The organism is Pseudomonas sp. BAV 4579 (assembly GCF_009765395.1).
Classification (GTDB): Bacteria; Pseudomonadota; Gammaproteobacteria; order Pseudomonadales; family Pseudomonadaceae; genus Chryseomonas; species Chryseomonas aestiva.
In genome coordinates this window covers 1-18,664 of the sequence record NZ_WHOV01000175.1, presented here as the reverse complement: position 1 = coordinate 18,664, position 18,664 = coordinate 1, and the positions used below count along the sequence as shown (strand labels likewise).

At 62.1% G+C, this 18,664-nt stretch carries 18 protein-coding genes and 2 pseudogenes; 15 read left to right on the top strand and 5 right to left on the bottom strand.

Features of this window, described 5'->3' with window-relative positions:
* Positions 1 to 133: 133 nt before the first annotated feature.
* Together GSQ95_RS24105 and GSQ95_RS24100 are read right to left on the bottom strand one after the other, a co-directional pair.
* Positions 134 to 1,201: a tyrosine-type recombinase/integrase gene (locus GSQ95_RS24105; RefSeq protein WP_158892916.1), complete on the bottom strand. Its 1,068-nt coding sequence runs from the start codon at positions 1,199 to 1,201 to the stop codon at positions 134 to 136.
* A 1-nt stretch (position 1,202) separates the two neighbouring features.
* Positions 1,203 to 1,439 carry a DUF4224 domain-containing protein gene (locus GSQ95_RS24100; RefSeq protein ID WP_158892914.1) on the bottom strand — a complete coding sequence of 79 codons (237 nt, stop codon included), beginning with the start codon at positions 1,437 to 1,439 and terminating at the stop codon, positions 1,203 to 1,205.
* Positions 1,440 to 1,497: 58 nt separating this feature from the next.
* Here GSQ95_RS24100 and GSQ95_RS24095 point away from each other — a divergent pair, with 58 nt between their 5' ends.
* The 15 genes from GSQ95_RS24095 (at position 1,498) to GSQ95_RS24025 (ending at position 16,124) form a co-directional block, all read left to right on the top strand.
* A complete protein-coding gene (locus GSQ95_RS24095) occupies positions 1,498 to 4,137 on the top strand; it encodes a phage tail tape measure protein (RefSeq protein ID WP_158892912.1) in 2,640 nt (879 codons plus the stop codon).
* A 3-nt stretch (positions 4,138 to 4,140) separates the two neighbouring features.
* Entirely contained in the window at positions 4,141 to 4,476 is a 336-nt protein-coding gene (locus tag GSQ95_RS24090; RefSeq protein WP_158892910.1) for a phage tail protein, read from the top strand.
* Positions 4,477 to 4,484: 8 nt separating this feature from the next.
* Positions 4,485 to 5,183 carry a phage minor tail protein L gene (locus GSQ95_RS24085; protein ID WP_158892908.1) on the top strand — a complete coding sequence of 233 codons (699 nt, stop codon included), beginning with the start codon at positions 4,485 to 4,487 and terminating at the stop codon, positions 5,181 to 5,183.
* A complete protein-coding gene (locus GSQ95_RS24080; protein ID WP_218580226.1) occupies positions 5,183 to 5,959 on the top strand; it encodes a C40 family peptidase in 777 nt (258 codons plus the stop codon). The genes GSQ95_RS24085 and GSQ95_RS24080 overlap by 1 nt, the downstream gene beginning before the upstream one ends.
* Complete coding sequence (locus GSQ95_RS24075; RefSeq protein ID WP_158973942.1) at positions 5,956 to 6,582, top strand: tail assembly protein; 627 nt, start codon at positions 5,956 to 5,958, stop codon at positions 6,580 to 6,582. Before GSQ95_RS24080 ends, GSQ95_RS24075 begins: the two co-directional genes overlap by 4 nt.
* A 430-nt stretch (positions 6,583 to 7,012) precedes the next feature.
* Positions 7,013 to 10,579 carry a phage tail protein gene (locus GSQ95_RS24070; protein WP_158894640.1) on the top strand — a complete coding sequence of 1,189 codons (3,567 nt, stop codon included), beginning with the start codon at positions 7,013 to 7,015 and terminating at the stop codon, positions 10,577 to 10,579.
* Positions 10,576 to 10,839: a hypothetical protein gene (locus tag GSQ95_RS24065; RefSeq protein WP_158894642.1), complete on the top strand. Its 264-nt coding sequence runs from the start codon at positions 10,576 to 10,578 to the stop codon at positions 10,837 to 10,839. The genes GSQ95_RS24070 and GSQ95_RS24065 overlap by 4 nt, the downstream gene beginning before the upstream one ends.
* Positions 10,839 to 11,558 (top strand): hypothetical protein, encoded by a 720-nt coding sequence (locus GSQ95_RS24060; RefSeq protein WP_158894645.1) that lies wholly within the window; start codon positions 10,839 to 10,841, stop codon positions 11,556 to 11,558. Before GSQ95_RS24065 ends, GSQ95_RS24060 begins: the two co-directional genes overlap by 1 nt.
* Positions 11,559 to 11,566: 8 nt before the next feature.
* Positions 11,567 to 12,394 (top strand): hypothetical protein, encoded by an 828-nt coding sequence (locus tag GSQ95_RS24055; protein ID WP_158894648.1) that lies wholly within the window; start codon positions 11,567 to 11,569, stop codon positions 12,392 to 12,394.
* On the top strand, positions 12,394 to 12,768 hold the full coding sequence (locus GSQ95_RS24050; protein ID WP_158894651.1) for a hypothetical protein: 375 nt from the start codon (positions 12,394 to 12,396) through the stop codon (positions 12,766 to 12,768). The genes GSQ95_RS24055 and GSQ95_RS24050 overlap by 1 nt, the downstream gene beginning before the upstream one ends.
* Complete coding sequence (locus GSQ95_RS24045; RefSeq protein WP_158894654.1) at positions 12,761 to 13,102, top strand: hypothetical protein; 342 nt, start codon at positions 12,761 to 12,763, stop codon at positions 13,100 to 13,102. The genes GSQ95_RS24050 and GSQ95_RS24045 overlap by 8 nt, the downstream gene beginning before the upstream one ends.
* Positions 13,099 to 13,458, top strand: a complete 360-nt coding sequence (locus GSQ95_RS24040; protein ID WP_158894657.1) for a DUF1353 domain-containing protein — start codon at positions 13,099 to 13,101, stop codon at positions 13,456 to 13,458. The genes GSQ95_RS24045 and GSQ95_RS24040 overlap by 4 nt, the downstream gene beginning before the upstream one ends.
* Before the next feature lie 144 nt (positions 13,459 to 13,602).
* Positions 13,603 to 14,247, top strand: coding sequence for a glycoside hydrolase family 19 protein (locus GSQ95_RS24035; RefSeq protein WP_158894660.1), 645 nt, complete (start codon positions 13,603 to 13,605; stop codon positions 14,245 to 14,247).
* Between the two features lie 39 nt (positions 14,248 to 14,286).
* Positions 14,287 to 15,582 carry an SGNH/GDSL hydrolase family protein gene (locus tag GSQ95_RS24030; protein ID WP_158894663.1) on the top strand — a complete coding sequence of 432 codons (1,296 nt, stop codon included), beginning with the start codon at positions 14,287 to 14,289 and terminating at the stop codon, positions 15,580 to 15,582.
* A complete protein-coding gene (locus GSQ95_RS24025) occupies positions 15,582 to 16,124 on the top strand; it encodes a lysis protein (protein WP_256664706.1) in 543 nt (180 codons plus the stop codon). Before GSQ95_RS24030 ends, GSQ95_RS24025 begins: the two co-directional genes overlap by 1 nt.
* 13 nt (positions 16,125 to 16,137) lie before the next feature.
* Here the strand turns inward: GSQ95_RS24025 and GSQ95_RS27330 are convergent.
* From GSQ95_RS27330 to GSQ95_RS24015, 3 genes and pseudogenes are all read right to left on the bottom strand, one after another.
* A pseudogene (locus tag GSQ95_RS27330) lies at positions 16,138 to 16,572 on the bottom strand (methyl-accepting chemotaxis protein); the annotation flags it as partial.
* Between the two features lie 102 nt (positions 16,573 to 16,674).
* Positions 16,675 to 17,385 (bottom strand): annotated as a pseudogene (locus GSQ95_RS27325) (PAS domain-containing protein); the annotation flags it as partial.
* Positions 17,386 to 17,925: 540 nt separating this feature from the next.
* Positions 17,926 to 18,664 (bottom strand): methyl-accepting chemotaxis protein (locus GSQ95_RS24015; protein ID WP_256664704.1); only part of this gene is annotated, 739 nt, incomplete at its 5' end.

Here is an 18,664-nt window from a genome sequence, read left to right as displayed (position 1 = left end):
TGTACGCCGGTTCGATTCCGACCTCGGCCTCCACTATTGAGAGCCCCGTAGATCATAGGTCTACGGGGTTTTTCATTTGGGCCGGGAAAAGCTTAGTTTCCGCAACTTTCGACCTGGTTTCCGCAACCCGCTGTCATTTGGTCGGTGCGACGACCTCGCCCAGGCGCCGATAGACTCGCTGGGTGATGGCCTCCTTGGTGTGCCCCAACAGCTTGCTGGCATGGCCAAGGTCCTCGATCTCTGTCGCCGCTTTCGGTCGGATGTCCCTGAATTGGAATTGCCGGATCTGACCGGCCAGCGGGACGTCGCCTTTCTCCTCGGCTGCCTTCGCAGCTGCCTCTCGCGCCTCATCCCATCGGTTCCTCAGCATCGCCGCACTCATGCGCAAGCCAGTCGCGTTGGTGATCAGCGTCGAGGTCCGGATCCCCGCCATGGCGCGCCGCTCCATCAATCCTTCCAAGAACACTCCCAGGCCTGTCGCCGCCTCACCATCTCGCAGGCGGATCCGGAGCCGCTTGTCTGTCTTGTTCTGACCTACGAGCAGGTAGCCGCCAGCGATATCGGTGGTCGCCATCTTGATCGTGTCGGCTGGGCGCTGGCCGGTCAGATAGGCCAGGTCCATGGCATCCCGCAGCTCAGGCGGAGCCGTCTGGTATACGGCGGCCCACACCTGCTCGCCAGCGTAGTAGTCGCGGACCTTCTCCTTGTTCCGGCGGACCCTGGTGCAGGGGTTCTCTTTTTCCGTGAGGCCCCATTCCCTCGCGATGTTCCAGACGTGAGAGAGCAGGGCGATCTCGCGGTTGCCCCGGGTCTTCGCCGTCCTGGCATCCCGGTACTGGGCGACGACCTGGGGCGTGATAGCGTCGATGGGGGCCTGGTCGAAGGCCTTACGCAGTTGCTTCATCTCGGCGCGGTTGTCGTGCTGGGTCCGCGGCGATTTCGCTGGAATGATTTCCCGTTCGTACCGATCGAAGACGGCGCCCATCAGCCGCATCAGCTTCGGCTGCGTCTGGCGCTCCAGGCGAGCCCACTCAACCCGGGCTTCGTCCAGGTCGGAGCCGAGCGGGATCTCCTTGCGGTTTCCCTGCTCGTCCCGGCCGTTGTAGTAGTAGCCAATCCAGATCTTTCCGGACTTCAGTGTCCGTTCGCGCTTCACCATCCGCGGTGGTAGGGCGCGGTTCCCTGCTTTCTTCGGACGCATGTCAACTCACTTTCGATAGATCCAGGGCCCAGGTCTCAACCGCGGCATTCGCAGCGTTCGGTTTGACGCCGGCCAGCTTCAGCCGGGCATAGACGCGGCCAACGACGGGCCGGCCTGCGGCATTGATCTTGTAGCGCCAGCCGTGGGAGTCGAGCCATGCACGCTGGCCGCGGGCCTGCTTCCGGCCGATCATGGTGGCCAGCTCCTGGCCGTCGAGGAACTCAGATACTTCGGGCATGGGGAGTCCTTCGCCGGCCGGCGACCCGGTGGTGGGGCGCCTGGGCGAGCTGGACAAGATGGAGCAGCAGCTGGCTGCCCACCGCAAGGCCAACCGCATACCGACCGACGACTATGCCGAGTACCTGGGTAAGCTCAATGCCATGCGCGACGGGCTGACAAAGGCCACCGACGCAAACGAAAAATACACTATGAGCGCCAAGGCCCAGGCCGCGGCGCTGCGTGGCGTTCCCGCTCAGTTCACCGACATCGTGGTCAGTCTGCAGGGCGGCCAGGCGCCGCTGACAGTGCTACTGCAGCAAGGCGGCCAGCTGAAGGATATGTTCGGCGGCATCGGGCCAGCAGCGAAAGCCCTGGGCGGTTACGTCGCGGGCATCATCAACCCCTTCACTGCCGCTGCTGCTGCCGCAGGTGTGTTGGCACTGGCATACCACCAGGGATCCCAGGAGCAGGATGCGTTTCGCCAGGCGCTCATTACCACGGGCAATGCGGCCGGCCTGACCACCTCACAAATGGCGGGTATGGCGAAGTCGGTCGCCTCCACTGTGGGCACCACTGGCCAGGCAGCTGACGCGCTGGCGAAACTGGCCGCTACGGGAAAAATCCCCGCCGACCAGTTCGAGCAGATTGCTCGTGCGGCCGTGACCATGAACAAGGCCACCGGGAAAGCTATCGAGGACACAGTTGCCGAGTTCGCAGCGATTGCCGAAGACCCCACGAAGGCCATTGCCAAGCTGAACGAGAGCTACAACTTTCTAACGGCGTCTACCTACCAGCAGATCAAGGCGCTGCAGGATGAGGGCGACATGACCGGCGCGCAGGCCCTCGCCTGGGATACCTTGTCCCAGGCGACAGAAAGCCGCGGGAAGGAGCTGGTCGAAAACCTGGGCTACATCGAAAGCGCCTGGAAATCGGTTGCTGAGCGCGCCAAAGAGGCTTGGGACGCTGCGCTGGATATTGGGCGCGAAGATACGTTGATCCAGAAGCTATCCAAGCTCCAGGAACGCTTGAGCCTCGTCGCAAATGCCAAAAACGCCCCTCTGATGCTGGGCGACGATCCGAACCCGATGGACTTCTCGGACGATGGCCAGGCTGACGCTGCCGAGTGGAAAAATGTCCTGCAGAAAGAGGTCGACGACACCAAAGCTGCCCGTGAGCAGATGTTCGGAGCGCAGAATTTCAAGGCTGCGCAGGGTGACTTCGACTGGCTGAAAGGCCAGATGGACAGCACGAAAAGCAAAGGTGACAAGCTTGCTGACGTGCTCGGCAAGATCGACAAGCGAGTAGCGAGCGCCCGCGCCCAGGGCTTCATCATCAGCGACGCTGACCTGGAGAAACTCAAGGATCAGGAGCGCGAGAAGTACAAAGAGAAGACGCCGAAGACGCCCAAGACCAAGGCCTATCGGGACGATGAGGCTACCCGGCTTCTCATGGCTGCCAAACAGCAGCAGGCGGCTTTGGAAGCACAGCTCAACGTCACCAAGAAAATGGGCCCCGCACAGCGCCAGCTGGCTGAGTTCGAGCAGCAGATTGCCGACCTGAAGGAGAAGAAGACTCTCACGGCCGACCAGAAAAGCTTGGTGGCCAGCCAAGAGCAGATCAAAGCGCAGCTGCAGAAGAATGCCGCGATCGAAATTGAAGTCGAGCGCAAGAAGGAGCTACAAAAGCTCATCGAGCGTGCGGCCCAGTTGGACATCTCTATTGCCAGCTCCTTGGCTTCGCTGGCGGAGCAGTATGACCGGCAGCTTGACGGCGCCGGCATGGGTGACCAGTACCGGGAGCGCCTGAACCAGCAGAAGTCGATCTATCGCGAGTTCCAGCGGTACCAGGAGCAGCTGGACAAGGCCACTCCCAAGGACCTGCTGGGATCAGACCAGTACAACGAAGCGGCCGCGAAGATCCGAACTGGGCAGGAGAAGGCGCTCAAGCAGTCCCGAGACTATTACGCCGAGCTAGATCGCCAGAATGGCGATTGGACAAACGGGGCGAGCGACGCTTGGGCGAACTACCTGCTCAATGCTAGGAACGTCGCCGGTCAAGCAAAATCGGCTTTCACCTCGCTTTACGACGGCATGACTGATGCCGCGGTGGAGTGGGCATCCGGATCGAAGGCGAGTTTCGCTGATGTAGCGGTCAGCTTTTCCAAGATGATCGCGAAAATGGCGCTGCAGGCCGCAGCTTCCAATGTCTGGACGAGTCTCTTTGGCTCGGTTGCCACTTCCACAGCTAGCGCTGGCGCGGCATCGGCGTCATCCGGATTCGATTACGGGCTGGGGAGCGCCTCACAGGGCCTCACCTACAACGCCAAGGGCGGCGTCTACGACAGCCCGAGCCTTTCGGCCTACAGCAACCAGGTGCACAGCACCCCGAAGCTGTTCGCCTTCGCCAAGGGCGCCGGTGTGTTCGGAGAGGCCGGTCCGGAAGCCATTATGCCGCTTACCCGGGCCGCCGATGGTTCGCTAGGAGTGCGAGCGCTGAACGGTGGCAGCAGCGGACAGTTGCCCACTGCCTCAGCCCCTGTCTCGGTAGAGATCAACATCGACAGCAACGGGGGCGCTCAGGTGTCTTCTGATACGGCTGGTCTGCAGCAGTTCGGCCAGGAGATGGGCCGTATCGCTGAAGCCAAATATCGCGAGATGGAGACTCGCTCTCTGAGCTCGCAAGGAAACATCAGGCAAGCCATCAACGGGAGGCGATGATTCATGACCGAGACCTTCACTTGGTCGCCACTGATTGAGCCTCAGGGAACGGGAAAATTTCGGACCCGGGCCGCTCAATTCGGCGACGGCTACAAGCAGCAGGTGGCCGACGGGCTGAATGCGGAGTCGCAGAGTTGGCCGCTGACCTTCCGCGGTTCCGAGGCCTATGTAGCGCCGATCCTGGCATTCCTGCGTGCCCGGAAGGGATCCCAGTCGTTCTTTTGGACCCCGCCGCTAGGTGCTCAGTCGCTGTTCACCTGTGCTGAGTACGGCGTCACCGCGCATGGCGCCGGGCGCTACACCCTGACCGCTACCTTCGAGCAATCCTTCCAACCCTGAGGAATACCATGGGCATCAATGCCGACATCCAGACCCTGGAGCCTGGGGCGCTGGTGGAGTTGTTCGAGCTAGATGCGACCGCGATCGGCGCCGAGCTGTACCTCTTCCACGGCTACCAGAAGACCGGGAGCATCTGGTGGCAGGGGCTGGAGTACACGCCCTGGCCGATCCAGGCGGATGGCTTTCAGATGACGGGCGATGCCCAGCAGCCGCAACCCAAGCTGCTGGTGGGCAACGTGACGGGCTTCATCAGCGCTCTGTGCCTCGGCTTCGAGGACCTGGTGGGCGCCAAGCTCACACGCCGCCGCACCCTGGGCCGTTACCTCGATTCGCGCAACTTCGCCGAGGGCAATGCTGAGGCCGACCCGGACGAGGAATTTCCGGCCGACATCTGGTACGTCGAGCAGAAGACCGGCGAGAGCAAGACCGAGGTCGAGTTCGCCCTGTCCTCGCCGATCAACCTGAACAACAAGCAGCTGCCGGGTCGGCAGATCGTCGCCAACTGCTGCCAATGGCTGAGCACCGGCGGGTACCGCGGCCCGTACTGCGGGTACACCGGCGGGCCCGTGGCCACCGAGGACGACATCATCACGACGGACGCCGCCCAGGATCGCTGCAGCGGCACGCTCAAGGGCTGCAAGCTGCGCTTCGGCGAGAACGGGCAATTGCGCTACGGGTCATTCCCGACGGCGGGGAGGGTAGGTTGATGCGGATCACCAAGGCGGTGCGTGCTGCTATCGAGAACCAGGCGCTGGCGGCCTATCCGCGGGAGGCCTGCGGGCTGATCGTGCGGGAGCAGGGCGCCCAGGTGTATCTGGCTTGCGAGAACACGGCCACGACGCCCAGCGAGCACTTCCGGATCTTAGCCGAGGCCTATGCCGACGCCGAAGACCGTGGCAAGGTCCTTGCGGTGGTGCACAGCCACCCCGACTACTCGCCGCAGCCGAGCGAGGCTGACCGGGTCGCTTGCGAAGCCTCGGGCCTGCCCTGGCATATCCTCGAGGTGCGCCGGCAGGACGACGGCCAGGTGATTGCCGGCGAGCTAGTGAGCATTGAACCGGCCGGGTACCAGGCACCCCTGATCGGCCGTCCCTTCGCCCACGGCGTGCTGGACTGCTATCAGTTGCTGGTCGATTACTACGATCGCGAGCTGGGTATCCAACTTCAGCAGTTCGAGCGCCATGATGAGTGGTGGAACAAGGGCCAGGATCTCTACCTGGAGCACTACGCCGAAGCCGGTTTCTCGCCGGTGGACGACCTGCAGCAGGGCGATGTGATCGTCATGCAGGTGTGGGCGCCGGTACCGAACCATGCCGGCATCTACCTGGCTGACGGCCGTCTCAAGACCGAGCCGGAGCACTATCCCGCGCCGGGCTCGATCCTGCACCACCTCTATGGGCGAGACAGCCGGCGTGATGTCTATGGCGGGTTCTGGGCTGAGGCCCACCGCCTGACGCTACGACACAAGGACATGACGAAATGAGCGAGCGCATTCGCGTGATCCGCCTCTATGGCGTCCTCGGTGCCCGGTTCGGCCGGGTCCATCGCATGGTGGTGAACAGTGCAGCCGAGGCCGTGCGCGCCTTATCCGTCCAACTGCCCGGGTTCGAAGAGTTCTTCTACAGCGCCCGCGATCGAGGCCTGGTGTTCGCCGTGTTCCATGGTCGCCGCAACATTGGCCAGGAGGAGCTCGGGCATCCCCCGGGCCGCGCTGAGATCCGCATCGCGCCGATCATCGAAGGCAGCAAGCGATCTGGAGGGCTGCAAACGGTCATCGGGATAGCGATCATTGCCGTGGCCTCATACTTTTCCGGCGGCCTGGCTGCTACTGGCTCGGGGGCTCTATTCGGGACTGCTGGCGGTGCTGTCTGGGGCGCAGTAGGGGCGGTGGGCATCTCTATGGCCCTTTCAGGCGTTAGCCAGATGCTCACCAAAACGGCAACTGGCTTGGACGCTCACGACAGCGCGGACAACAAGCCCAGCTATTCCTTCGGCGGCCCGGTGAATACCCAGGCTCAAGGAAATCCGGTACCGTTGCTCTACGGGACAATGATCGTAGGTAGTGCGGTCCTAAGCGCCGGGATCTACGCCGAAGACAAGGCATGACATAGATGGGCAAGGGGGGAAGGTGAAAAAGAGTCTCATGGTTATCGCTGCGGTATCGCTTTTGGCGGGTTGCGCGCAATCCATGACATCCATCCGGTCCGAAGGTCCGGCGCAGAGGTACACCTCCTCAAAACCTGTCGATGAAGTAGCGAAGTGCATTCTCTTCGCTTGGCAGGATACCCGTCTTTCTGGAGCCCCAGCCCAGGCGTCCCTGCAGCCCGGGAGGCAGGCGGGAATGACCGTCGTAGCGCTGAACGGTGACTACTTTGCGGATGTGGATCGCATAGGCGAAGCCACTACCGTGAGCTACTTCCGCGTAAGTAACTCTTGGATATCCAAGAAATTGCAGCCTGGTGTTACCGGCTGTCTATAGTCCGAATTGATACGAAGAACCCGCCCCGGCGGGTTTTTTTATGCCTGGAGTAAATGCATGGGCAAGCATCACCCGATCTCTGGCGCCAAGGGCGGCAGCGAGAGCGCCAAATCGCCGACCGAGACGCCCGACAGCCTGATCAGCATCGCCTATGCCAAGGTCCTGGACGGGATTAGCGAGGGCCCCATCGTCGGCCTGGTCAACGGCAACCAGTCGATCTTCCTCGACAAGACCCCGCTGGCTAACGCCGACGGCTCGATCAACTTCTCGAACGTCACGGTGGCCACCCGCACCGGCGAGGCCGATCAGGACTATGTCCCGGGCTTCCCGTCGGTCGAGAGCGAGACCGCTGTGGGCGTGGAGCTCAAAGCCAGTCAGGCCTGGGTGCAATCCATCAGCAACTTGGATCTGTCGGCGGTTCGGGTGCGCCTGCAGGTTCCCGTCCTGTCAAACACCGACAGCAAGGGCAACATCAACGGCTATGAGGTCCAGTACGCCATTGACGTGGCCACCGACTCGGGCGCCTATATCGAGGTGCTGGCCAGTTCCTTCAACGGCAAGACCACCACGACCTACGAGCGTAGTCATCGCATTGAGCTGCCGGCCGCCAAGACTGGTTGGCGTATTCGCGTGCGCCGCGTCACTGCGGACTCGACCAGTTCGAGCATCCAGAGCCGGACTAGCATTGCCTCCTACACCGAGATCATCGACGCCAAGCTGCGCTATCCATACTCCGCCGTGGTGGGTATCACCGTCGACGCCTCGCAGTTCTCCAGCATCCCGTCGCGCGCGTTTCATGCTAAAGGCCGGTTAATCCGGGTACCCAGCAACTACAGCCCAGAAGCGCGCAACTATGCTGGGACCTGGGACGGCACCTTTAAGCTGGCCTGGACCGACAACCCGGCCTGGATCTACTACGACCTGCTGCTGAACGACCGCTATGGCCTGGGCGCGCTGATCACCGCCGCGCAGGTGGATCGCTGGGGCCTGTATCAGATCGCCCGCTACTGCGATGAGATGGTCGACGACGGGAAGGGTGGCAAGGAGCCGCGCTTCGCCTGCAATGTCTACCTGCAAACCCGTGCTGAGGCCCTGCAGGTGCTACAGGACCTGGCGTCGGTCTTCCGCGGCATGGCCTATTGGGCCGCCGGCAGCGTCATGGCTGTGGCCGACATGCCGAGCGACCCGGTTTACACCTACAACCAGGCGAACGTCATCGATGGCGCCTTCACCTATGCCGGCAGCGCCAAGAGCACCCGCTTTACCGTTGCCTTGGTGAGCTGGAACGATCCAGCCAACTTCTACGAGAAGAAGGTCGAGTACGTCAGCGATCAGAAGGGACTGGCGCGCTATGGCGTGCAGCAGACCGAGCTGACGGCGTTCGGCTGCACCTCCCAGGGACAGGCCCAGCGCCTGGGGCACTACACCCTGCTGACCAACCGCCTGGAGAACGAGACCGTCACCTTCTCCGTCGGTCTGGACGGTACCATCGCGCGCCCGGGGCAGATCATCCGGGTAGCGGACGAGGCGAGGGCAGGGCGACGCATCGGCGGTCGGATCTCTGCGTCCACCACCACCACCGTGACCCTCGACAGCGACGCCACTGTGGCGGCAGGCGATACCCTAGTGGTGATCCTGCCCACTGGCGTGGCCGAGACGCGCAAGGTCAAGGCCTATGCCGACCGCGTGGTAACCGTCACCCAGGCCTTCAGCACCGCGCCCATCGCGCAGTCCGTCTTCGCCATCGAGACCACGACCCTGGTGCCGCAGACCTTCCGAGTGCTGTCGGTCGCGGAAGACTTCGGCCAGGCTGACCTGCGCTACACCATCACCGCGGTGAAGCACGTCGCCGGCAAGTATGCTGCCATCGACAGCGGCGCCCAGATCGTCACCCTGCCGGTGACCGTTATTCCCACCAGCGTGCAGGCGCCGCCGACCGGTATCCAGCTGTCGAGCTTCGACGCGGTAGAGCAGGGACTGTCGGTCAGCACCCTGCGCGCCACCTGGGTCGTACCGGAGAACGCCGTCTCCTACGACGTCTGGTGGCGGCGTGATAGCAATGACTGGGTCTACGCCGGGCGCTGCTACACAACCAGCATCGAGGTCCGCGGAATCTTCGCCGGCACCTACCTGGTGCGGGTGGCGGCCATCAATGCGCTGAACGCCGCTTCGACCTGGGCCTACAGCGATCCGACCGCGCTGACCGGCAAGGTGGGCAAGCCGCCGGCGCTGGCCTCGCTCAAGACCACATCGGGCCCCATGACGATCCGCCTGGACTGGGCATTCCCGAAGGAGGACGCTGAGGACACGGCCTATACCGAGATTCAGCAGGCCAACAATGCCCAGGGCAATGCTGCTCAGAGCATGGGACTGTTCGGCTATCCCACCAACACCTACACCCTCAACGGCCTGGGCCCCGGCGCGGAGCAGTTCTTCCGCGGTAGGCTGATCGACGGCATCGGCAACGTGGGCGATTGGTCCAGTTGGACTCGCGGCCAGGCCAGCCCGGAAGCAGACATCATCCTCGAGTACCTGAAGGGGAAGATCACCGATTCCGAGTTGGGTAAGGACCTGCTGGACACCATCGACAAGATTCCAGACCTGCAGGACCAGATCAGCAAGATCCGTAACACGCTGGAGTACGACCCAACGGTGGCCAACAAGGCAGGCGACATCGTGCGCGCGGACAACAAGCTCTGGCAGGCGCTGAAGGACGTGCCGGCCAAGGCCGATGGCAGCAACGGGCCGCCGAATGCCACCTACTGGGCCAACGTTGGCGATCTGCTGCAGACGGCTCAGGCAATGGCCAGCCGGCTTAGCACTGTGGAAAAGCGCGTCACTGACGTGGAGTCCTCGGTGAAGACGGTCAACCAACTGGTGGCCACCTTCACCCCCGATTACACCGGTGACGACTACACCTATACCGGTGATCTGGGCTCCTACGCTGGCACGCTGTCGATCCAGAGTGTGCTGGCGGCTGCCGACGCAGCCCTGGCCCTTCGGACTGATCAGTTGGAAGCGAAAACCGGCCGAAGCGTGGCGGCGATCTATGACGAGCTCGCAGCTAAAACCACCGCACTGACGGCTTTGGCAACACGCACCAACTCGCTCGAAGCCAAGGTCGGCGATGGCATCGGCGAGCTGTCCGCCCAGGTCTCGACCGTCTCCAAGGCTGTGGCGGACCTTAATGGCAAAGCCAACGCCAGCGTCGTTACCCAGGTGGCGATCACGGCCAACGGCCTCCGCTATGTCGCCGGCTTCGCACTGGGTCTGGACTACAGCGGAGGCCAGGTCACCAGCCAATTTCTGGTGCAGGCCGATCGCTTCGGTGTGCTCAACGGGACCGACCAGGCGGGCATTAGCCTGCCGTTCGTGATCGAGAACGGCGTGGTGGTGATGAACAAAGCGTTCATCAAGCAGGCAACCATCACCGAACTACTGCTGACGGCGACGCTGCGCTCCAATGCGGTGAACAGTAACAACCAGCCGTTGCTGGAATTCAACTTCGCGGCAGGCAGCTTTGCGATGCGAGGTGTGACCGGCAACGCCAGGCGGGAGGAGAGTAACTCGTCGAGCCTGTGGTACGACGGCAATGGCCGCTTGCGGCTGAGGATCTCACTTTGATTTTCGAACTGTACAACGCCGATGGCAGCCTGCAGCTCAACCTTTCCAGCCGGATCACCACCATCCTCGGCACGATCATGATCACCGAGGCCGGCTCCATGAACGTGCCGGGTCTCGGTCGAGGGGCATTGTTCTACGTCTTTAACCCGCAGGTGGGCGCCAACACGCTTGGGCGCTACCCGAGGGTCACTCAGAACGGCACGACGCTCAGCTGGGACAAGCCAGGCATCCCCTGCTACATGACCTACGGGACGTACTGATGGCCTTCATTGAGATCCTGAACGATGCCAACACGGTTCTGATCGGGGACGACTACAGCAACGGGTGCGTGGCCAGGCGCGGGAAGATAACGCTTACGCCGCAAGAGTCGTTTTCGATGATTGCCACGTCGATGATGAAGTTCTCGCTGGCGCTCCCTGGGGGGGCTTTCCCCATCCTGGCGCTTGGCCTGAACGACATACCCATAACCCACATGTTCACTGAAGTGAACGGTTCGACCTTCACCTGGACCGTCTACTTCGACAAGAACTACGCCGGGCGGGTGCTGGACTACTACGTCTTCATGATTCCCTCTTCAGTGGGTTCCGCTGGGGGCATCTTGCAGATGTGGAATGGCGACGGTCTGCTGACCTTCGACAGCAACCTGCAGTACATGCGGGTGACCGCCTTTCTGCAGCTGACTACCGCCGTCAACGAGACCTTGGCGGCGGGCATGGTCGACGGCCGGGTCTATGCCCTAGTCTGCGCTCAGTCTCCGTTTAACAACCGCCATCTGCTGAACCCCCCTGGGGGACAGGTCGGCGCGCCCTATCGGTTCCTGGACACCTCCGATACCTGGTGCTTCACCCGGTCCGGCGCGGACTTGGTCAAGTCCTTTAAGAACATCTACACGAACCAGACCCAGTCTGACACCGGCGCGCAATGGCAGGCCGGATCGGCCTACGGCGTGATGATGATCATCGATGTCACCAACTACTGAGGTGCCGGATGGCATACGAAAATATCGATCTGGAAACGGCGCAGCCCAACGGAAAGACCGGTGAGCCTGCGACAACGGCCTGGGCAAAAACCCGAAGAATGCTGACAGAGCTCTATAAGAGCTGGACTAATGCGTCGTACAAGGTCCTGTTCACGGATGGCGATGGTAAGCCCGTGCATACCGCGGTCGGCGGCCTGTTTCAGCAGCTGGTGGCGGTAGGTGACGGCGCCGCTCTTCGGGCGCTGGCTGGGTTGAACAAGGGCTCGTCGGCCAACTGGTTCGACAAGGTCGCCTATATCAGCGGCGACGGCGTGCTGGAAATTGGCAACTATCTGGACTTCCACGCCGCTGGAAACGAAAACCAGGACTATTACCGCCGCATGGTCGGCGGGGACCTGGGCTTCTATATCCAGCGGATCGGCCAGAACGTTACCCGGGCCATGTATGACCAGGGCAACATCCTTGGTGCTGTCGGGCAAGTGGGTGGCGTGCCGACGGGGGCGATCATCGAGACCGGCACCAATGCCAATGGCCGCTATATCCGTTGGGCGGACGGCACCCAAATTTGCATCGGCACGGTGGGTACGCAGACGCAGGTAAGCGCCACTGCGGGCACGGCTGGATATCACGCCTATGTCGGCATCGGCACCTTCGCAGCAGGCTTTGCTGGCGTGCCGAACCTACTCTTCGGCGTGTTCCAGCAGGCTTCCTATTACGGGATGGCCTGCGCGGATGCTGGCCCGTCGGCAACCCAGACCGGCAGCGTCTACATCTGGTCTCCCTCCAACGGCTTCAAAGGTCAGGCGAGCTATGTCGCCATAGGCAGGTGGTTCTAATGTTCACAATTAATCAGGCGCCTTATCGCCCGGCCGGGCTCGGTGCAGTCGACCTACAAGTCTTCGTCCAGGGCTCGATGATCACTATCAACGACGAGCCGTTCGACTTTTCGTTCATGGAGAAGGGGTCAACCCTGCCACGCGCTGCGGTCGACTCGCCGCACTTCGCCTCGGACGTAGTGTGTGACGACGCGGGGGTGATCATCCTTACCCTGCTGGTGCCGATCGGGCCGACGCCCACAGAAGCAGAAGCCTTTCCGCCCGCGCTGGAGGGGAAGAAGTACGGGAAGGTGATCGACATCCATCTGCCCGCCGTTGAACTGCCAGCACCAGCACCAGCACCAGCACCGGACGCGGAGGTTGCCAATGGGTAACATCGACACCAGCAAGCTGATCACCAAGGCGCACAAGCAGGAGCAGGCGCAGATCGCGCTGACCGGCACCTTTGAACAGGCCATCCAGGGGCATCTGGACGCCGCCGCCAAGACGCGAGGCTACGACTCGATTGCCACAGCGGTGAGCTACGCGGAAGAGCCTGCTGTGGCTAAGTTTCAGGACGACGGCAAGGCCATGCGCGCGTGGCGTTCCCTGGTCTGGGCCTATGCCTACCAAGAGCTGAACAAGGTAAAGGCGGGCGAGCGTGAGATACCGGCCCTGGAGGCCTTCCTGGCCGAGCTACCGGCTCTTCCCGACCAGGCTGCCGCATGAACCGATTCCCTGAGCCGCTGCAGGCCGAACTGCAGACCGACCGCAAGACATGGCGCCTCCTGGCGCCATTTTCGTATCTGGATCCCGAGCAAGGCGTCCTGACGGTGCCGGTCGATTTCGAGACCGACTTCGCCAGCGTGCCGCGCCTGCCGGTGGTCTTCGAGCTGGTGGGCGCCTATGGCCATGCCGCAGCGGTGCTGCACGACTGGCTCTACCGCACCGCGTCGCTGCCGCGCGCGGCAGCCGACCGGGTCTTCTTCAACGCCCTGCGCTCGAGCGGCATTGCCCGCTGGCGCGCCTGGCTGATGTGGGGTGGCGTCCGGATCGGCGGTGCCAGCCACTACGGTGCCGGCTGAATCCTCACGATCAAGCGGAATCGCCCCTGCGTACACCGGCCCGAACCCGAATTCCTCACGATCATGAGGACGATCCAACTACCGAGGATTCCTCGGTAGTTCACCAGCCCGCCCCGCGCGGGCTTTTTTGTGCCTGGAGACCCCATGCCTATCACCGAACAACAGCTGGTCGCGATCCTTCCGCGCAGCCAGAAGGTAGCCGCGGCGTTCGTCGGCCCGCTGAACGCCGCGATGCAGCGCTACGCCATCGAGCGGGAGCCGCAACGCATTGCTGCCTACATCGCGCAGTGCGGTCACGAGTCCGGCGAGTTGACCCGCCTGGTGGAGAACCTCAACTACAGCGCCCAGGGCCTGGCCAACACCTGGCCCAGCCGTTACGCGGTGGATCCACGTGCCCGGGAGCCGAGACCGAACGAGTTGGCCGCCAGGATGGCGCGCCGGCCGGAAGCGATCGCCAACAACGCTTATGCCAACCGCAACGGGAACGGCCCGGAGGCCTCCGGCGACGGCTGGAAGTACCGGGGCAGGGGCCTGCTGCAGGTCACCGGCCGGGCCAACTACGTCAACGCTGGCGCGGCGCTGGCACTGGATCTGGTCCAGCACCCCGAGCTGCTGGAGCTGCCTTGGAACGCCTGCATGTCCGCCGCGCACTTCTGGTCCGTCAACGGCCTGAACGACCTGGCCGACGCCGGCAACACCTTGGCCATCACCCGGAAGATCAACGGCGGCACCAAGGGGCTGGACGAGCGCCTGGCGCTGACCGCCCGGGCCCTCGCCGTTCTGCCCTGACCCTCTCTGCTGCACCCACCGACAACAAGGAAATGGACCATGAGCTATCCCCGCCGTCTGCCGCGCATGCTTGACCCGTTCTTCGACCAGCTGGAAGAGCGCGATCGCCTCGACGGCCTCATGACCACTGGCACCAACGTGCTCACGAAGAGCCTATTCGGGCGGCTGCGCGCCGAGCCGCTCACCATCACGACCACCTTCAACGGCAACATGGAGCTGGAGGCCGAGTTCCTCTCGCTGCGCCTGGGCATTCCTAACATCCACGACGCAGCCATCCCGGGCGTGAAGGTCAGCGTCGGCGTGCTGTCGGCGGTACCGGCAGCCGACTACCAGGTCTTCATCACCCCAGAGAACAACGAGTGGCTCGACTTCACCATCGACCTGCCGGCGCGCCTTGGTGAAGAGCGGCCGAGCATCACCTACATCGATGTTGCGGCGCTGGCCAGCGTGGCTCGCACAGACGTCGCGAACGGCCGGACCCTCATCATCTACCGGATCGAGTTCCCGGCGAACTCCGTCGCCTCGATGCCGGGCAACAACCAGTATTTCTGGCGCGGTGCTAAGGCGCCCCGCGTGCTGCGCACCAGCAACCAGGCCGTCCAGGGCGTGACCAACAAGGGGGCATTCACCAGCCAGGCCGCCTATGCCGCGACCAAGGGCGGCGACGACTACGCCGTGGTGCCGGTCGTGCAGTATCAGACCCTGGCGCGCGGCCACCAGGTGATGATCTGTGGGGACAGCATCCAAGAGGGGATTGGCGGCGACGTGCGCTGCTATGGCGCCATGCAGCGATCGGTCTACGAGCTGTCGACCCCTGACCGCCCCCTGGAGTACTTCAACGCCGCGTTGCACGCCCAGAACCCGGACGTGTACAGCCGGTTCCTGGCCGATCATGTCGCCGTGGTGCGGCCGACCATCGTCACTTATTCAGCTTGGTCTGGGAACGATGTCACGCCCGGCTCCGGTATCAGCGCGCTCGCGATGCGGCGCCTCAAGGCCTCGCTCGGCCGTGTGTTCTCCTCGCTCCAGGCGGCGGGCCTGCGCCCAATCGTGCTGCTGCCCGAGGCAACGCCGGTCAGCTCCGGATACCGCAACGTCGGCGCCAACGACCAGGCGCGCAGGGACTTCAACGCGAACTGGCTGACCAAGGTCTCCGGCGGCATCGTCATCAAGGGCTTCGCCGCGGCAATCACCGGCACCCGGGACGCTGCCGGGCAAGACCAGATCAAGGATGGCGCTAGCGGTGATGGCGTCCACCCGAACGACCCTGGCCATGACCTGATCAAGGCCGTGGTGAAGCCCTATTTCCAGCTGCTGCTGGATCGGGTGGCGTGATGGCCGTGCTCGAGCAGTACAGGACGGCCGTGATCGCGGTCGCCGCTGTCGTGTTGCTGGCCGTGGGGGCTGGCATTGGCTGGTCCCTGAACGGCTGGCGCCTTTCCGGGCAGGTAGCGGAGGCGAAGGCCGAGACCGCGAACGAGCGTAGCGCCCGCCAAACGGACCTGACGGCGATCTCGAATGCTGCCGCTCAGCAAGTTCGGGAGGCGCTGGCCAAGCAGCAGGAAGCCCATCAGGCGGTCAGCGAGCTGGATCGCAAGCACACCGAGGAAATGAAGAATGCGCTCGACGAGAACGATCGCCTGCGTGGCGATGTTGCTGATGGCCGTCGCCGGCTGCGGCTCCAAGCCAGTTGTCCAGCCAGTGGCGGCAACGTGCCCATTGCCACCGGCACCGCCGGCCTGGGTGATGGCGCCGCCCCCCGACTTGATGACTCTGCTGAACGGGATTATTGGCGTCTCCGAGACGGCATCGCCATAGCCCGCAACCAGATAGCCGCGCTGCAAAGCTACATCAAAACAGCATGTCTAGCTCGCTAAGCGGCAATATTAGCTAACTTAGCTGCCGTGCGAATTGGCTGACAGAATTGACCACCTGCTGCGCACCTTCCTGAATCTCACCGATTCGAGCCGCCGCTTCGCTTGCAAGCTGCAATCCGCGCTCAGCTTCCTGTCGGCTTTTCGCCATGTTCTCCACCGCAGTCTGTGCCAGTTTTTGGTTTTGCTGAACTACCCCAACGATTTCTTCGGTTGCCTTGCTTGTGCGGCCAGCCAGTTGCCTGACTTCATCGGCCACTACGGCGAAGCCGCGCCCCTGTTCTCCAGCTCGTGCAGCTTCTATCGCAGCATTCAGAGCCAGCAGGTTGGTCTGTTCCGCAATTCCCCGAATAGTCTTCACGATTGAGCTGATTTCGATTGACTGTGCACCCAATGCTTCTATGCCATCAGAAGCGGTCTGTATCTCAGTGGCAATTCCTTTCATTACCATGGTAGTGCTTTGAACTACCGCGGCACCTTGTCTAGCCGTCTCGTCAGTGCTCTGGGATATTTCGAATGCGACCTGGGCAGCACTCGCTATAGCTTGTTCTTGAAGAACTTGCTCAGTGATGATGGTTGCAAATTTAACTACCTTGTAGAGTTCGCCTCGAGTGTTCTTCATGGGGTTGTAGGATGCTTCTAGCCAAACTACTCTGCCAGAGCTATCTATCCTTTTGAATCTTGCCGCTATGTATTCGCCGCGCTTTAGGCGCTCCCAAAAGTGAGCATACTCAATGGAGTTGCTTTCTTCGGGCGCACAAAACATACGATGATGTTTGCCTATGATCTGGCTGCTTGAGTAGCCCATCGAACGAAGAAATATATCATTTGCCATTACCACTTCGCCCGATAAGTTAAACTCGATTACCGCGGTAGAGCGTAGTAGTGCGTCGATGAGGCTGTCTTGCTCAGCATCTTTGCTTACCTGTTCTGTTCGATCGTACGCATAGCATCTAATCATGCGGACACTGCCGTTCTGGTCCCGTATTGGCGTCCATATGGCGTATAGCCAAGCTGTTTCGCCATTTGCTCTATTTATCTTGTGCACACCGCTAGCTTGCTGTCCTTGGGCAAGTTTGCTCATAAGCTCAGCGTAGCAGGGTAAACCTTTCACATAGCTAGGGATGAAGTCTTCGACATTTCGACCTTCGATGCTACCTTTCGGGTAGCCCATCTCTAGCGCAAACTTCTCATTAAAGCTAACGAATCTATTGTTGGCGTCCAAAACCCAGCACAATGCGTCCTTTTGGAAGGACTCACGCATCTGCCTGTGCTCGGCTAGTTCTTGTTCGAGTGCGGCTAGACGTTGTTTCAGTTTGATGCCAAACATAGAGGTTTACTCGCGGAGAGGTGATATCGCTATTTCGGCATAACCTCTCTTGACTTGAGTGGTATGTTACAGGAGGTGACCAGTGGTCTTTGCTCGGATCAAGACTCACAGTATGCTGCGTTGAAGTCTTGCCAAGCAGTCAGGATGCGGAACCCTAAGTGGTAAGTATGTTGGTTAGTCTTGTCGACAGCTGTTCTCAAGACCCCGGCTCCAAACTAGGCCGGATTATCATGGTTTCACTAAGTTCGCGTTTTTTACCCAATTAATTTTTTTGTGGCTTCGCTTGGCTCCCGAACGTATCTGTAGCTGCAGAGCAAACGCTGTTGTGCGAGTCAAAGGTTTGGTTGACCGAAAGCAGACTTGGTTGTCCAGTAAGTAGGTTGGGCAGTCGTCAAGAGGACGTCGGCGGATATGAAGACAACACTATCTGACGCATTAATCAACTATGACGCGCGGCAAGATCCGGGCTTGTATTTATAATCGAAAGCGTTCTAACTGACTGTTTACCTCGACGGCCAACTCTGACAACTGCAGGCTGGCGGCGCGGGTCTGTTCGGCACCGGAGGCGGTCTGTACCGACAGGTCGCGGATGCGTACCAGGTTGCGATCCACCTCGCGGGCCACTTGGGCCTGCTCCTCGGCGGCGCTGGCGATCACCAGGTTGCGCTCGTCGATGCCCGATACCGACTGGGCGATGGCGGCCAGGGCGGCGTTGGCCGACTGCGCCTGCTCGCGGGTCTGGCGCGCCTGGTCGGCACTGGTCAGCAGTGCATCGACGGTCTGGCCGGTGCCTTGCTGGATGCTGCCGATCATGCCTTCGATCTCTCGAGTGGATTCGCCGGTGCGGTGGGCCAGGGCGCGGACTTCATCGGCGACCACGGCGAAGCCACGACCGGCATCCCCGGCGCGGGCGGCCTCGATGGCGGCGTTGAGCGCCAGCAGGTTGGTCTGCTCGGCGACCGAACGGATGACGTCCAGCACCTGGCTGATGTTGCGAGTCTGCTCGGCCAACTGGCGCGCCCGTTCGCTGGCGCCAAGCACGTTCTCGGCGAGCACCTCGATGGCGCCCAGGGTATCGCCCAGCTGACGCTGGCCATGGCGTGCGGTATCGGCGGCCTGGCGCGATTCGGTGGAGGTCGAGGTCGCGTTGCCGGCCACCTCGTCCACCGCCTGGCTCATCTCGGTGACGGCGGTGGCCGCCATCTCGATCTCG

Excerpts from the sequence above, each read along its gene's own strand:
- GSQ95_RS24105 (WP_158892916.1), bottom strand. The coding sequence starts at position 1,201 with ATGCGTCCGAAGAAAGCAGGGAACCGCGCCCTACCACCGCGGATGGTG.
- GSQ95_RS24100 (WP_158892914.1), bottom strand. The coding sequence starts at position 1,439 with ATGCCCGAAGTATCTGAGTTCCTCGACGGCCAGGAGCTGGCCACCATG.
- GSQ95_RS24095 (WP_158892912.1), top strand. The coding sequence starts at position 1,498 with ATGGAGCAGCAGCTGGCTGCCCACCGCAAGGCCAACCGCATACCGACC.
- GSQ95_RS24090 (WP_158892910.1), top strand. The coding sequence starts at position 4,141 with ATGACCGAGACCTTCACTTGGTCGCCACTGATTGAGCCTCAGGGAACG.
- GSQ95_RS24085 (WP_158892908.1), top strand. The coding sequence starts at position 4,485 with ATGGGCATCAATGCCGACATCCAGACCCTGGAGCCTGGGGCGCTGGTG.
- GSQ95_RS24080 (WP_218580226.1), top strand. The coding sequence starts at position 5,183 with ATGCGGATCACCAAGGCGGTGCGTGCTGCTATCGAGAACCAGGCGCTG.
- GSQ95_RS24075 (WP_158973942.1), top strand. The coding sequence starts at position 5,956 with ATGAGCGAGCGCATTCGCGTGATCCGCCTCTATGGCGTCCTCGGTGCC.
- GSQ95_RS24070 (WP_158894640.1), top strand. The coding sequence starts at position 7,013 with ATGGGCAAGCATCACCCGATCTCTGGCGCCAAGGGCGGCAGCGAGAGC.
- GSQ95_RS24060 (WP_158894645.1), top strand. The coding sequence starts at position 10,839 with ATGGCCTTCATTGAGATCCTGAACGATGCCAACACGGTTCTGATCGGG.
- GSQ95_RS24055 (WP_158894648.1), top strand. The coding sequence starts at position 11,567 with ATGGCATACGAAAATATCGATCTGGAAACGGCGCAGCCCAACGGAAAG.
- GSQ95_RS24050 (WP_158894651.1), top strand. The coding sequence starts at position 12,394 with ATGTTCACAATTAATCAGGCGCCTTATCGCCCGGCCGGGCTCGGTGCA.
- GSQ95_RS24045 (WP_158894654.1), top strand. The coding sequence starts at position 12,761 with ATGGGTAACATCGACACCAGCAAGCTGATCACCAAGGCGCACAAGCAG.
- GSQ95_RS24040 (WP_158894657.1), top strand. The coding sequence starts at position 13,099 with ATGAACCGATTCCCTGAGCCGCTGCAGGCCGAACTGCAGACCGACCGC.
- GSQ95_RS24035 (WP_158894660.1), top strand. The coding sequence starts at position 13,603 with ATGCCTATCACCGAACAACAGCTGGTCGCGATCCTTCCGCGCAGCCAG.
- GSQ95_RS24030 (WP_158894663.1), top strand. The coding sequence starts at position 14,287 with ATGAGCTATCCCCGCCGTCTGCCGCGCATGCTTGACCCGTTCTTCGAC.
- GSQ95_RS24025 (WP_256664706.1), top strand. The coding sequence starts at position 15,582 with ATGGCCGTGCTCGAGCAGTACAGGACGGCCGTGATCGCGGTCGCCGCT.